Genomic DNA, 13,586 nt, shown 5'->3' with positions numbered 1-13,586 from the left:
CGAGTGGACAGAGGAAGGACAAGCGACGTGCGCGTACTCGTCGTCGAGGACGAGCAACTGCTCGCCGATGCGGTGGCCACCGGACTGCGCCGGGAGGCCATGGCCGTCGACGTCGTGTATGACGGCGCGGCCGCCCTTGAGCGCGTCGGAGTCAACGACTACGACGTGGTGGTCCTGGACCGCGACCTCCCGCTCGTGCACGGAGACGACGTCTGCCGCAAGATCGTCGAGCTCGGCATGCCCACGCGCGTGCTGATGCTCACGGCTTCCGGCGACGTCAGCGACCGCGTCGAGGGCCTGGAGATCGGCGCGGACGACTATCTCCCCAAGCCGTTCGCGTTCAGCGAGCTGACGGCACGCGTGCGTGCTCTGGGACGTCGTACGAGCCTGCCGCTGCCGCCGGTCCTGGAGCGCGCCGGGATCAAACTCGACCCCAACCGCCGCGAGATCTTCCGCGACGGCAAGGAAGTCCAGCTCGCGCCCAAGGAGTTCGCCGTCCTGGAGGTGCTGCTGCGCAGCGAGGGCGCCGTCGTCTCGGCCGAGCAGCTCCTGGAGAAGGCCTGGGACGAGAACACGGACCCCTTCACCAACGTCGTACGGGTCACGGTCATGACCCTGCGCCGCAAGCTCGGCGAGCCCCCCGTGATCGTCACCGTGCCCGGTTCCGGTTACCGGATCTGAGCCACGGTGACCACGACCCCCGCGCCTCCCACAGCGCCTCCGAAGCCCACGTGGGACCCCAGGCGGGTGGAGACTCCGTTCCCCTGGCTGAGGCCCACCATCCGGATAAGGCTGACGCTGCTGTACGGCGGCATGTTCCTGATCGCCGGCATCATGCTGCTGTCGATCATCTACCTGCTCGCCGCGCAGGCGCTGAACACCGGTGCAGAGCCTCTCTTCAAGATCGTCAGCGGCACCGATATCAAGGTTGCCAGCGACAATTGCCCCGCGGTCAATGCTGGTAACCAGACGCTCACCGAGTTCAACGCCTCGATCAGCGCCTGCATCGACCACCAGCGCCAGGCCGCCCTGGACAACCTGCTCAGCCGCTCCCTGCTCGCCCTGCTCGGCCTCGCCATCATCGCCTTCGCCTTCGGCTACGCGATGGCGGGCCGGGTGCTAGCGCCACTCGGCCGGATCACCCGCACCGCGCGCGCGGTGGCGGGCTCGGACCTCTCCCGGCGGATCGAACTGGACGGCCCGGACGACGAGTTGAAGGAGCTCGCGGACACCTTCGACGACATGTTGGAGCGGCTCCAGCGGGCCTTCACCGCGCAGCAGCGCTTCGTGGGCAACGCCTCTCACGAGCTGCGGACGCCGCTGGCGATCAACCGCACGCTTCTTGAGGTGCATCTCTCCGATCCCGCGGCGCCGGCGGAACTGCAACAGCTCGGCAAGACCCTGCTCGCCACCAACGAGCGCAGTGAGCAGCTCGTGGAGGGCCTGCTGCTGCTCGCCCGCAGTGACAACCAGATCGTCGAGCGCAAGCCCGTGGACCTCGCCGAGGTCGCTTCGCGAGCCGTCGACCAGGTGCGTGCCGAGGCGGACGCCAAGGGCGTGGAGATCCGCGTGAAGTGTCCCCCGGCGGTCGTCCCGGGCAACGGTGTCCTCCTTGAGCGGATCGCCCTGAACCTCGTCCAGAACGCCGTCCGGTACAACGCGCCGCAGGACGGCTGGGTCGAGGTCACGACTCAGGTTCAGCACGGCCAGGCGGTCCTGGTGGTATCGAACACGGGGCCGGTGGTTCCCGCGTACGAGATCGACAATCTTTTCGAGCCCTTCAGGCGGCTGCGTACGGAGCGCACAGGTAGCGACAAGGGTGTGGGCCTGGGCCTGTCGATCGCCCGGTCGGTGGCTCGTGCGCACGGGGGGCATATCGTCGCTCAGCCGCGCGAAGGAGGTGGGCTCGTGATGCGAGTCACCCTGCCGATCTGAGACCATGTCGCCGACACGCGAGGATGTTCGCTTTGCGCGGAATTTCCTGGGCATGCGTCCGGGAGGCTGGTGTGTGATCGATCACAAGGGCATATTTCCGGCCTTCCACTCTCCGTGATCAAGAAGGCTGCCGTAAGGCCGGGATAATCCGGGTTTTCGGGGGTCCAGATCACGGGAAGTACACGGTGGGACGCCTTTGAAGTGCGGCCTGCGGACCGTGTACGGTCCGCATCGCCATCCAAGCCGATCACTCTTGAGGAGTCCGGTTGGGTGTCGATTGAGTAACAGACCTTGATGTGAGGCAAAATCTCCGCCTCGGGTCGGGCACAAGTCCGGCCTCTCACGCGTTACGTGCGCTGAGACACCGCAGACACCCAGAGGGGGAGAGCGACATGGCAACGGATTACGACACCCCACGCAAGACCGACGACGACGTCGATTCGGACAGCCTTGAGGAACTGAAGGCTCGCCGGAACGACAAGTCGACGTCGTCTGTAGACGTGGATGAGTTCGAGGCCGCAGAAGGCCTGGAACTGCCCGGCGCGGACCTCTCGAACGAGGAGCTGGCCGTCCGGGTGCTGCCCAAGCAGCAGGACGAGTTCACTTGCATGAGCTGCTTCCTGGTGCACCACCGCAGCCAGCTGGCCCGAGAGAAGAACGGCCAGCCGATCTGCCGCGACTGCGACTGAGGCGGGGTCGGCCGTGACTGGCTCGACCCCTCCCTGGAAGCGCCGTTCCTCCGGACGAGGAGCGGACGAAGGGCCGTCAGACGGCCCTGAAGGCGTGCGTGACGACGAGCGGGGCTCTTCCCGACCAGGATCAGCCTCGCTCGACCGGCCGCCCGCCACGACGTCGGCAGGGGCTTCGGCGCCCGTCGGCGAACTGGTGCCCATGGACACCCCGGCGCCCGCGGCAAAGCGCCGTGCGGCCGCCGTCCGTGACGGAGTCAAGGAAGGCGTTCGCAAGGGCAGCAGCAGAGCGAGAGCAGGCCTGTCCTACCTCGCCGACCGCATCATCGACATCGCTCCGCGCATCCCCGTACGGGACCTCGCGACCCTCCGTCGGCAGTTCCCCGGCCTGACCGCGGAGCAGCTCGCCGACAAGCTCGTCGCCGGCGCGGCCAACGCGACGTCGGCGGTGGGCGCCGGCATCGGCGCGGCCGCCATGCTTCCGGTGCCGCCCGCGATGCCCACCGAGATCGCCGCCGAGATCACCGGCGTCGCCGCGATCGAGCTGAAGCTGATCGCCGAACTGCACGAGGTGTACGGCGTCCGGCCGCCCGGGAACCTGACGCAGCGCAGCACGGGGTATCTGAACTCCTGGTCCACCGAGCGCGGGATCGACGTGACGAAGGTGGCGTCGCTCAACACCGCGCTGGGCGGCCCCATGAAGCGTCAGCTGCGTCAGCAGATCATGAAGCGCATGGTTCGGGACCTACCCAACCTGATGCCGTTCATGGTCGGCGCGGCGGTCGGAGCGGTCATGAACCGCCGCGACACCAGACGGCTCGCGGAGCACATCCGCAAGGACCTGCGTAAGTCCCAGGTGCCGTGGGACGCGCTTGCGGAACTGCCGCCGCTCGAGGCACCCGCCGACCCCCTTCGGATGGGGGAGATCCCCAAGGAGCTCGGGAACTGAGCTCGCCCCGCCTGTCCTGCCCGGTCTGTGGCGGCGGGTCCCTACGCCGTCGCCCGCGCGGCTTCCAGCGCCGCTGCCAGGCGCTCCGGCTCCCGGGTCGAGAGGTACAGGTACGGGGTCGGGTCCCGCGGGTCGGTGACCTCGACGCGAAGGGCCGTCGGGATGTACGCGCGCAGGAGCATGAAGGCGCGGGTGTCGGCCTTGAACGTGCGCCAGGCGCGCGCCTCCTCCTGGTCCATGATCACGGCATCGCCGAGAGCCGCGACCGGGATCTTCGCGTCACCCGCGATCAGCGAGTCGCCCACGATCCGGATGCGGATCGAGCCGTACGAACTCGTCACGACCGCCGCGACCGCGGTGCCGCCGACCAGACCGCCCAGCAGCGGCAGCGCACCGAACGGGAGGAAGATCAGGGCCATCGAGACCCCCACCAGGAAGCAGACCAGCCACCAGGTTCGGGGCGCGTTGAGGCGTTCTTCGTACGGCGGGGCGGAGAGCTGCATGAAGTCAAGCTTGGCACGGGGCGTCCGTTGGCTTGACGCGCGGGTAAGGTCTGCGGCTGTGAGTGGTACTTCCGCAGCTCTGAAGCCTCCCGCCGACGCTGTCGCGCCGGTGCGGCACCCCGACGCACCCCCGCCCGGTGAACTCCTCGGTGCGCACTACGGGCAGTGTTTCGGGTGCGGCGACGGCCAGGCCCATGGGCTGCACCTCGAAGCGCGTGCGGGCGAGGGGGTCCGGATCACCGCGGAGTTCACCGTGCGGGCCGCCCATCAGGGTGCCCCCGGTCTCGCGCACGGCGGGGTGCTCGCCAGCGCGCTCGACGAGACGCTCGGCTCGCTGAACTGGCTGCTGCGGACCATCGCGGTGACGGGACGGCTGGAGACGGACTTCGTACGGCCCGTGCCCGTCGGCACCGTACTGTTCCTGCAGGCCGAGGTCACGGCGGTGGCCGGGCGCAAGATCTACTCGACCGCGACCGGGCGGATCGGCGGCCCCGAGGGGCCCGTCGCCGTCCGCGCCGACGCCCTCTTCATCGAGGTGAAGGTCGACCACTTCATCGACAACGGTCGCCAGGAGGAGATCCAGGTGGCCATGAACGACCCCGACCAGGTCAGGCGCGCACGCGCCTTCGAGGTGAACCCGTGACCCGTCGTCCTGTGGATGTGCTGATCAGGCGCGTCGACCCGGAAGTCCCGCTTCCCGAGTACGCGCACCCCGGTGACGCGGGAGCGGATCTGCGTACCACCGAGAGATGTGAACTGGAACCGGGTGAACGGGCCGTTCTGCCCACGGGAGTGTCTGTCGCGCTGCCGGAGGGGTACGCGGCCTTCGTACACCCCCGTTCCGGGCTGGCCGCCCGCTGCGGTGTCGCTCTCGTGAATGCCCCGGGGACGGTGGATGCCGGGTACCGTGGGGAGATCAAGGTGATCGTGGTGAATCTCGACCCGCGCGAGTCCGTGCGGTTCGAGCGCTTCGACCGGATTGCCCAACTGGTCGTCCAGCAGGTCGAGAAGGTCCGCTTCCAGGAGGTCGCGGAGCTTCCCGACTCGGCGCGGGCCGCAGGGGGCTTCGGGTCCACCGGCGGTCATGCCGCCGTGGGCGGCGGGGCGGGTGGGAATCGATACGCTTCGGTCGTATCCGACCGGGAAGGACAGTGACGTGTTCGGACGTCGCAAGAAGGGCAGTGCCGCCGAGGACGCGGCTGGCGAGGCCGAGCAGGTCGTCGACGATGTCGACACTGAGGCGGACGAGACGGATCGGGAGCGAGTGAGGCTTGAGCCGGAGCCGCGGCCCGACGGACCCTGGGACGACTCGGAGGTGCGCGACCCCGCCGAGGGCCGTGTGGACCTGGGCGGCATTCTGGTGCCCGGAGTCGACGGCATGGAGCTGCGGGTCGAGGTCGCGGGCGACGCGATCGTCGCGGCCACCGTCGTCCTGAAGGACAGCGCCATCCAGCTGCAGGCCTTCGCCGCTCCCAAGCGTGAGGGCATCTGGGGCGAGGTGCGGGAGGAGATCGCCTCCGGCATCACCCAGCAGGGCGGTGTCATCGACGAGGTCGAGGGCCCGCTGGGCTGGGAGCTGCGCGCGCAGGTTCCGGTGCAACTGCCGGACGGCACGGGCGGTTTCCAGGTCGTGCGGTTCGTCGGCGTGGACGGCCCCCGCTGGTTCCTGCGCGGAGTGATCTCCGGGCAGGGCGCGGTGCAGCCGCAGGCCGCAGGGCTCCTTGAGCAGATCTTCCGGGACACGGTCGTCGTGCGTGGTGAGGGTCCGATGGCCCCCCGCGACCCGATCGTCCTGAAGCTGCCGAACGACGCGCAGATGGTCCCCGAGGGTGTCCAGCAGGAGGAGCAGGCCGGTTCCCGCTTCTCCGGCGGAATGGGGCAGTTGCAGCGCGGGCCGGAGATCACCGAGGTTCGCTAGCGCTTCTCAGTACGAGAGTCGGGCCGTATCCCCTGCACAGGGGGTGCGGCCCTTTCGTATGCCCGAGTCCTTCTTCCCGGAGGGCAGTTGAGGTGCGCGTTCTCCGGCAGGCCTTGACGGACAGTTGGTCTGGACCTATGGTCCCGGCCAGCGCGTGTGTTCAGTCCCCAGTGTGTCGTTCACATACGAGAACGGATCCCCTCACATGCTCGGAACCCCCACAGTCCGTCTCCCCAGACGGCGCCCGGCTTTCCTCGTCACCGTAGCCACGACCGCCGCCCTGGTGGCCGCACTGCTCTCGCTGCCCGGCACCCAGCAGAAGGCCGAAGCCGCGCCCGCCACCTTCGTCCACCCCGGAGTCGGCGTCTCCAGAGGGCAGCTGGACTTCGCCCGCACCCAGGTCCTCGCCGGCGCCCAGCCGTGGAAGGCCGCGTACGACCAGATGCTGGCGAGCAAGTACGCCTCGCTGACACGCACCCCCCTCCCGCGCTCGGTCGTCGAGTGCGGCTCGTACTCGAACCCCAACAACGGCTGCACCGACGAGCGTGAGGACGCGATAGCCGCGTACACGACCGCTCTCGCCTGGTACATCACCCGCGATGTCCGCTACGCGCAGAAGTCCATCCAGCTGATGGACGCCTGGTCGGCCACGATCACCGACCACACCAACAGCAACGCGCCTCTGCAGACCGGCTGGGCCGGGTCCTCGTGGACCAAGGCCGCCGAGATCATCAAGTACACGTACACCAGCACCTGGACCAACTCCGCGCGCTTCGGGACCATGCTGCGCAACGTCTACCTGCCCGAGATCATCAACGGCTCCAATTCCAACGGGAACTGGGAGCTGACGATGATGGAGGCCGCCATCGGCATCTCCGTCTACCTGGAGGACAAGACGGTGTGGGACTCCGCCATGGCGAAGTTCCGTACCCGTACGGCCGCGTACATCTACCTCTCCTCCGACGGCGCCGTGCCGAAGACCGTGCCGAGCCAGAACCTCGACACCACGGCCAAGATCGTCGCCTACTGGCAGGGGCAGTCGACCTTCACCACCGGCCTCACCCAGGAGACGTGCCGCGACTTCGTGCACACCGGGTACGGCATCTCCTCCATCTCGCACGTCGCGGAGACCAGTCGGATCCAGGGGATCGACCTGTACACCACCGACGTGGGCGAGCGGCTGCGCCAGGCGCTCGGCTTCCAGGCCAAGTACCAGCTGGGCACGGCGGTGCCCAGCAATCTGTGCGGAGGGTCCCTCACGCTCGGGCTCGGACCGATCACCGAGGTCGGCTACAACGCCATGCACAACCGCCTCGGATATGCCATGTCGAACACCCAGACCCTTACCCTGCAGAACCGTCCGTCCGGCACCAACAACCTGTTCGTCGCCTGGGAGACCCTGACTCAGGGGGACAACCTCAGCTGACGTACGGGGACGACCTCAGCTGAACCGTCCCGCGGCCGGGTGCCCACCAGTGACACGGGTGCCCGGCCGTCAGGGTTGTGTCAAAACGCCCTCCGCCCAGCCCCCCGTCCCTTTTGCCGGGATTATTGGCCGTAAGGTCGACGCTGCGTACACAGCGGTGACGGGAAGACAATAGGGGCCATGGGACGCGGCAAGCTTCGGATCTACCTGGGCGCGGCACCGGGCGTCGGCAAGACGTACGCGATGCTCTCCGAGGCGCACCGGCGCGTCGAGCGGGGCACCGACTGTGTGGTCGCGTTCGTCGAGCACCACCGTCGCGCGCGTACCGAGGTGATGCTGCACGGTCTGGAGCAGGTCCCGCGCAAGGAGCTGGAGTACCGCGGCTCCGTCTTCACCGAGATGGACGTGGACGCCGTACTGGCCCGGCACCCCCAGGTCGCCCTGGTCGACGAGCTGGCCCACACCAATGTCCCCGGCTCGCGGAACGCCAAGCGCTGGCAGGACGTGGAGGAGCTGCTCGCGGCGGGGGTCGATGTCGTCTCCACGGTCAACATCCAGCATCTTGAGTCGCTGGGCGACGTGGTGGAGTCGATCACGGGTGTACGACAGCGGGAGACCGTTCCGGACGAGGTGGTCCGGCGGGCGGACCAGATCGAGCTGGTCGACATGTCGCCGCAGGCGCTGCGGCGGCGGATGGCGCACGGGAACATCTACAAGTCCGACAAGGTCGACGCGGCGCTGTCGAACTACTTCCGCCCCGGCAACCTCACCGCTCTGCGCGAGCTGGCGCTGCTCTGGGTCGCGGACCGGGTCGACGAGTACCTCACGGAGTACCGCACTGATCACAGCGTCAAGAAGATCTGGGGTTCGCGGGAGCGGATCGTGGTGGGGCTGACCGGCGGTCCGGAGGGCCGGACGCTGATCCGGCGTGCGGCGCGGCTGGCGGAGAAGGGTGCGGGCGGCGAGGTGCTGGCCGTCTACATCGCCCGCAGCGACGGGCTGACCTCCGCCTCGCCCAAGGAACTGGCCGTCCAGCGCACCCTGGCCGAGGATCTCGGCGGCACCTTCCATCACGTCGTCGGGGACGACATCCCGGCCGCGCTGCTGGACTTCGCGCGGGGCGTCAACGCCACGCAGATCGTGCTCGGCTCCTCGCGCCGCAAGACCTGGCAGTACGTCTTCGGCCCCGGCGTCGGCGCCACGGTGGCCCGCGAGTCGGGCTCCGACCTGGACGTGCACATCGTCACCCACGACGAGGCGGGCAAGGGCCGAGGGCTGCCGGTGGCGCGCGGAGCGCGGCTCGGCCGGTCCCGGATCATCTGGGGCTGGATCGTCGGCGTGGCGGGCCCGGTGGTCCTCGCACTCTTCCTGAACACGGTCGATCTGGGCCTCGCCAACGACATGCTGCTGTTCCTGGCGTTGACGGTGGCGGCGGCTCTGCTCGGCGGTCTGTACCCGGCGCTCGCCTCGGCGGCCTTCGGTTCCCTGCTGCTGAACTACTACTACACGCCACCGCTGCACCGGCTGACGATCGCCGATCCCAAGAACATCGTCGCCATCGCGATCTTCTTCGGGGTCGCCGTGTCCGTGGCGTCGGTGGTGGACCTGGCGGCCCGGCGGACCCACCAGGCGGCCCGGTTGCGCGCCGAGTCGGAGATCCTTTCGTTCCTCGCGGGCAGTGTGCTGCGGGGGGAGAACAGCCTGGAGGCGCTGTTGGAGCGGGTCCGGGAGACGTTCGGGATGGAGTCGGTGGCGCTGCTGGAGCGGGAGAGCGACGTCGATCCGTGGACATGCGCGGGGAGCGTGGGCCCGCGCCCGTGCGTCCGTCCCGAGAACGCGGACGTCGACATCCCGGTGGGCGACCACATGGCGCTGGCGCTCTCCGGCCGGGTACTGCCGGCTTCCGACCGGCGTGTTCTGGCGGCCTTCGCCGCGCAGGCCGTGGTGGTGCTGGACCGCCAGCGCCTTCAGCACGAGGCCGACCAGGCGAAGGAGCTGGCCGAGGGCAACCGCATCCGTACGGCGTTGCTGGCGGCCGTCAGCCACGATCTCCGCACTCCTCTCGCGGGCATCAAGGCGGCTGTCACGTCCCTGCGCTCGGACGACGTGGCCTGGTCGGAGGAGGACCAGGCGGAGCTCCTCGAGGGCATCGAGGACGGCGCGGACCGCCTCGACCACCTGGTGGGCAACCTGCTGGACATGTCCCGCCTCCAGACCGGCACCGTGTCCCCGCTGGTCCGCGAGATCGACCTCGACGAGGTGGTCCCGATGGCGCTCGGCGGCGTACCCGAGGACAGCGTCGAGCTGGACATCCCGGAGAGCCTGCCGATGATCGCCGTCGACGCCGGACTACTGGAGCGAGCTGTCGCCAACCTCGTGGAGAACGCCGTCAAGTACAGTCCCGCCGACAAAGTCGTCCTGGTGTCGGCGAGCGCCATGGCCGACCGGGTGGAGATGCGGGTCGTGGACCGCGGCCCCGGTGTCCCCGACGAGGCCAAGGACCGCATCTTCGAGCCCTTCCAGCGCTACGGCGACGCCCCGCGCGGCGCCGGCGTGGGCCTCGGCCTCGCGGTCGCCCGCGGTTTCGCCGAGGCCATGGGCGGCACACTGAACGCCGAGGACACCCCCGGCGGCGGCCTCACCATGGTGCTCACGCTCCGGGCGGTGCCCAGCCGCCCCGCCCCGACCACCGCGGTATCAACACCTGCGTCAGCAGCATCGGCACCATCAGCGGCAGCTGCATCAGCACCATCAGCAGAGAGGCAGGCCTCATGACCCGGGTCCTCGTGGTCGACGACGAGCCCCAGATCACGCGAGCCCTCGTCATCAACCTGAAGGCACGCAAGTACGAGGTCGACGCGGCCCCCGACGGCGCCACCGCGCTCCAGCTCGCCGCCGCCCGGCACCCCGACGTCGTCGTGCTCGACCTCGGTCTGCCCGACATGGACGGCGTCGAGGTCATCAGGGGGCTGCGCGGCTGGACCCGGGTGCCCATTCTGGTGCTCTCCGCCCGGCACTCCTCGGACGAGAAGGTCGAGGCCCTCGACGCGGGCGCCGACGACTACGTCACCAAGCCCTTCGGCATGGACGAGCTGCTGGCCCGGCTGCGCGCCGCCGTCCGCCGCGCGGAACCCACCGGGGGCGGTGAGGACGACGTGATCGTCGAGACCGAGGACTTCACCGTCGACCTGGCCGCCAAGAAGGTCAACCGCGACGGTCGCGATGTGCGCCTGACCCCCACGGAGTGGCACCTCCTGGAGGTCCTGGTGCGCCACACCGGCCGCCTGGTCAGCCAGAAACAGCTGCTCCAGGAGGTCTGGGGGCCGTCGTACGGCACGGAGACGAACTATCTGCGGGTCTACATGGCGCAGCTGCGCCGCAAGCTGGAGGTGGACCCCTCGCATCCGCGGCACTTCATCACCGAGCCGGGGATGGGATACCGGTTCGAGCGCTGACCCTTGTGGGTACGACGCTGTCAGCGCTCCCCGGTACGCTTTCGGTATGAGTGCTGTTCCTGGTTCCGAAAAGTCTGCGGGCCGGTTCCGGCGCATGCTGGACAGGCTCTCCTCGTCCCAGGAGGACCTGGAGTCCGAGGAGCTGCGCGAGGACGCCGAGACCGCGGGCTGCACGCGTATCGGTGACTGCCACGACCGACAGATCGTGACCGTTACTGGTACCTTGCGCACGGTCACTCTGCGGCCACGCGCCGGAGTCCCGGCCCTGGAGGCCGAGCTGTTCGACGGCTCGGCGGCCCTGGACGTGGTGTGGCTCGGCCGGCGCTCCATCGTGGGTATCGAACCGGGGCGCAAACTCATCGCATCGGGCCGCGTCTCCATGAGCCGGGGCCGTAGGGTGCTGTTCAACCCGAAATACGAACTCAGACCGCTTGGACGGGAGTAGCCGGTGACGTCGCTCGACAAGCCGACCGAAGACCCCCAGCAGGACGCGAGGGCGGTGACGGAGGCCGCGCTCTTCGAGGCGTTCGGCGGTGTGCGGGGCATGGTTGAGACGGTCGTGCCCGGCCTCCTCTTCGTCACCATCTTCACGATCAACAAGGACCTGCATTCGGCGGCCATCGCCGCCCTTGCCATGTCCGTGCTGCTCGTCGTGGTCCGGCTGGTCATGAAGGACACCGTCAAGCACGCCTTCAGCGGCGTCTTCGGCGTCGCCTTCGGTGTGATCTTCGCGATGATGACGGGCAACGCGAAGGACTTCTACCTGCCGGGCATGCTCTACACGCTCGGCCTGGCCCTCGCCTACATCATCACCACCCTCGCGGGCGTCCCCCTGATCGGCCTGATCCTCGGCCCGGTCTTCAAGGAGAACCTCTCCTGGCGCACCCGCAACCCTGGTCGCAAGAAGGCGTACGCGAAGGCAAGTTGGGCCTGGGGCCTGATCCTGCTCGCCAAGTGCGCGGTCCTCTTCCCGCTCTACTGGTGGGCCGACACCACCCAGTTCGGCTGGGTCCTGATCGCCCTGAAGATCCCGCCCTTCCTGCTCGCCGTCTGGCTCACCTGGGTCTTCCTCGCGAAGGCGCCGCCGCCGATCGACGTGTTCGCCGAGATGGAGGCCGAGGAGCAGGCGGAGAAGGAGCGCAAATCGGCGCTCGCCCAGGAGCGCGGCGACACCGCGCCGACCAGCCACCGCCGAGAGGCGTAAGCGCTTCAGCCTGGACGAGGACGTAAGCCCGTCCGCCTGGACGAGGACGTAAGCACTCAGCCCGTACGTGGATGGGGGCGCCCGGAGATCTCCGGGCGCCCCCATCCACGTATCGGAAACTGCTAGTTGTCCGCGTCCTCGCGGCGTACCGACAGCAGGTCCTCCAACTGCTCCTCGCGGGCCTGTGCTGCCACGAACAGGAGTTCGTCGCCGGCCTCCAGGGAGTCCTCCCGGGAGGGGGTCAGGACGCGGGTGCCGCGGATGATGGTGACCAGGGACGTGTCCTCGGGCCACTCCACGTCGCCGACCTGGGTGCCGGCCAGGGCGGACTCCGGCGGCAGGGTCAGCTCGACGAGGTTGGCGTCGCCGTGGCTGAAGCGGAGCAGGCGGACCAGATCGCCCACGCTGACGGCCTCCTCGACCAGGGCCGACATCAGGCGCGGGGTGGAGACGGCGACGTCGACGCCCCAGGACTCGTTGAACAGCCACTCGTTCTTGGGGTTGTTGACGCGGGCGACGACCCGCGGGACGCCGTACTCGGTCTTCGCGAGCAGGGAGACGACGAGGTTGACCTTGTCGTCGCCGGTGGCCGCGATGACCACGTTGCAGCGCTGGAGCGCGGCCTCGTCCAGGGAGGTGATCTCGCAGGCGTCGGCGAGCAGCCACTCCGCCTGTGGGACGCGCTCGACCGAGATGGCGGTGGGCGCCTTGTCGATCAGCAGGATCTCGTGACCGTTCTCCAGGAGCTCGCCCGCGATCGAGCGGCCCACGGCGCCGGCACCGGCAATGGCGACTCTCATCAGTGACCGGCTTCCTCTTCAGGGCCCTTGGCGAAGGACGCCTCGACCTTGTCCACGTCGAAGGTGCGCATCATCACGTGCACCAGGTCGCCTTCCTGCAACACCGTCTGCGAGGTGGGCAGGACCGCCTCGCCCAGCCGGGTGAGGAAGGCCACGCGTACGCCGGTCTCGTCCTGGAGCCGGCTGATCTTGTGACCGACCCAGGCGGCGGAGGCGTGCACCTCGGCGAGCTGTACGCCGCCGGTCGGGTCGCGCCACAGCGGCTCGGCGCCCGAGGGCAGCAGACGGCGGAGCATCTGGTCGGCCGTCCAGCGGACGGTGGCGACGGTCGGGATGCCCAGGCGCTGGTAGACCTCGGCGCGGCGCGGGTCGTAGATACGCGCCGCCACGTTCTCGATGCCGAACATCTCACGGGCCACCCGGGCGGCGATGATGTTCGAGTTGTCACCGCTGGAGACCGCGGCGAAGGCCCCGGCCTCCTCGATGCCCGCCTCGCGCAGCGTGTCCTGGTCGAAGCCGACTCCGGTGACGCGACGGCCGCCGAACCCGGAGCCCAAGCGTCGGAAGGCGGTGGGGTCCTGGTCGATCACGGCGACCGTGTGCCCCTGTTGCTCCAGGGTCCGGGCAAGAGCGGAACCAACTCTTCCGCAGCCCATGATGACAATATGCACGGCCTTACCCCGCACTCCCCGCTAGGCCACTGACCT

Annotated in this window: 15 protein-coding genes; 12 read left to right on the top strand and 3 right to left on the bottom strand. The window is 69.1% G+C overall.

The features are described 5' to 3' along the window. The first annotated feature begins 27 nt into the window (after window positions 1-27). From ACFWP7_RS05535 to ACFWP7_RS05520, 4 genes are all read left to right on the top strand, one after another. Window positions 28-681 carry a response regulator transcription factor gene (locus tag ACFWP7_RS05535; RefSeq protein ID WP_384376416.1) on the top strand — a complete coding sequence of 218 codons (654 nt, stop codon included), beginning with the start codon at window positions 28-30 and terminating at the stop codon, window positions 679-681. A 6-nt stretch (window positions 682-687) separates the two neighbouring features. Further along, complete coding sequence (locus ACFWP7_RS05530) at window positions 688-1,935, top strand: sensor histidine kinase (RefSeq protein ID WP_384376413.1); 1,248 nt, start codon at window positions 688-690, stop codon at window positions 1,933-1,935. Between the two features lie 392 nt (window positions 1,936-2,327). Then, window positions 2,328-2,624, top strand: a complete 297-nt coding sequence (locus tag ACFWP7_RS05525; protein ID WP_003997302.1) for a DUF4193 domain-containing protein — start codon at window positions 2,328-2,330, stop codon at window positions 2,622-2,624. Between the two features lie 13 nt (window positions 2,625-2,637). Next, window positions 2,638-3,573 (top strand): hypothetical protein, encoded by a 936-nt coding sequence (locus ACFWP7_RS05520; protein WP_384376410.1) that lies wholly within the window; start codon window positions 2,638-2,640, stop codon window positions 3,571-3,573. A gap of 41 nt (window positions 3,574-3,614) precedes the next feature. On the opposite strand, the gene ACFWP7_RS05515 is transcribed toward ACFWP7_RS05520, so the two are convergent. Continuing rightward, window positions 3,615-4,076 carry a DUF3093 domain-containing protein gene (locus ACFWP7_RS05515; protein WP_384376407.1) on the bottom strand — a complete coding sequence of 154 codons (462 nt, stop codon included), beginning with the start codon at window positions 4,074-4,076 and terminating at the stop codon, window positions 3,615-3,617. A gap of 58 nt (window positions 4,077-4,134) precedes the next feature. Here ACFWP7_RS05515 and ACFWP7_RS05510 point away from each other — a divergent pair, with 58 nt between their 5' ends. The 8 genes from ACFWP7_RS05510 (at window position 4,135) to ACFWP7_RS05475 (ending at window position 12,079) form a co-directional block, all read left to right on the top strand. After that, complete coding sequence (locus ACFWP7_RS05510) at window positions 4,135-4,719, top strand: PaaI family thioesterase (protein ID WP_384376404.1); 585 nt, start codon at window positions 4,135-4,137, stop codon at window positions 4,717-4,719. Further along, window positions 4,716-5,231 (top strand): dUTP diphosphatase, encoded by a 516-nt coding sequence (gene dut / locus ACFWP7_RS05505; RefSeq protein WP_384376401.1) that lies wholly within the window; start codon window positions 4,716-4,718, stop codon window positions 5,229-5,231. Before ACFWP7_RS05510 ends, dut begins: the two co-directional genes overlap by 4 nt. Before the next feature lies 1 nt (window position 5,232). After that, a complete protein-coding gene (locus tag ACFWP7_RS05500) occupies window positions 5,233-5,994 on the top strand; it encodes a DUF3710 domain-containing protein (protein ID WP_384376397.1) in 762 nt (253 codons plus the stop codon). Window positions 5,995-6,199: 205 nt separating this feature from the next. Continuing rightward, window positions 6,200-7,420, top strand: coding sequence for an alginate lyase family protein (locus ACFWP7_RS05495; protein WP_384376394.1), 1,221 nt, complete (start codon window positions 6,200-6,202; stop codon window positions 7,418-7,420). Window positions 7,421-7,600: 180 nt separating this feature from the next. After that, a complete protein-coding gene (locus tag ACFWP7_RS05490; RefSeq protein ID WP_384376391.1) occupies window positions 7,601-10,195 on the top strand; it encodes an ATP-binding protein in 2,595 nt (864 codons plus the stop codon). Beyond that, window positions 10,192-10,875: a response regulator gene (locus ACFWP7_RS05485; RefSeq protein ID WP_384376388.1), complete on the top strand. Its 684-nt coding sequence runs from the start codon at window positions 10,192-10,194 to the stop codon at window positions 10,873-10,875. The genes ACFWP7_RS05490 and ACFWP7_RS05485 overlap by 4 nt, the downstream gene beginning before the upstream one ends. 46 nt (window positions 10,876-10,921) lie before the next feature. Beyond that, window positions 10,922-11,320, top strand: coding sequence for an OB-fold nucleic acid binding domain-containing protein (locus ACFWP7_RS05480; protein ID WP_384376385.1), 399 nt, complete (start codon window positions 10,922-10,924; stop codon window positions 11,318-11,320). A 3-nt stretch (window positions 11,321-11,323) separates the two neighbouring features. After that, complete coding sequence (locus ACFWP7_RS05475) at window positions 11,324-12,079, top strand: DUF3159 domain-containing protein (protein WP_384376378.1); 756 nt, start codon at window positions 11,324-11,326, stop codon at window positions 12,077-12,079. A gap of 122 nt (window positions 12,080-12,201) precedes the next feature. On the opposite strand, the gene ACFWP7_RS05470 is transcribed toward ACFWP7_RS05475, so the two are convergent. After that, window positions 12,202-12,879 (bottom strand): potassium channel family protein, encoded by a 678-nt coding sequence (locus tag ACFWP7_RS05470; RefSeq protein WP_384376375.1) that lies wholly within the window; start codon window positions 12,877-12,879, stop codon window positions 12,202-12,204. Continuing rightward, on the bottom strand, window positions 12,879-13,550 hold the full coding sequence (locus ACFWP7_RS05465; RefSeq protein WP_384376372.1) for a potassium channel family protein: 672 nt from the start codon (window positions 13,548-13,550) through the stop codon (window positions 12,879-12,881). Before ACFWP7_RS05465 ends, ACFWP7_RS05470 begins: the two co-directional genes overlap by 1 nt. Window positions 13,551-13,586 lie beyond the last annotated feature (36 nt).

Source organism: Streptomyces sp. NPDC058470, from assembly GCF_042721055.1.
Taxonomy (GTDB): Bacteria; Actinomycetota; Actinomycetes; order Streptomycetales; family Streptomycetaceae; genus Streptomyces.
Note: the sequence above shows the minus strand (reverse complement) of the source record. Positions and strands in the feature narration are given on the sequence as shown.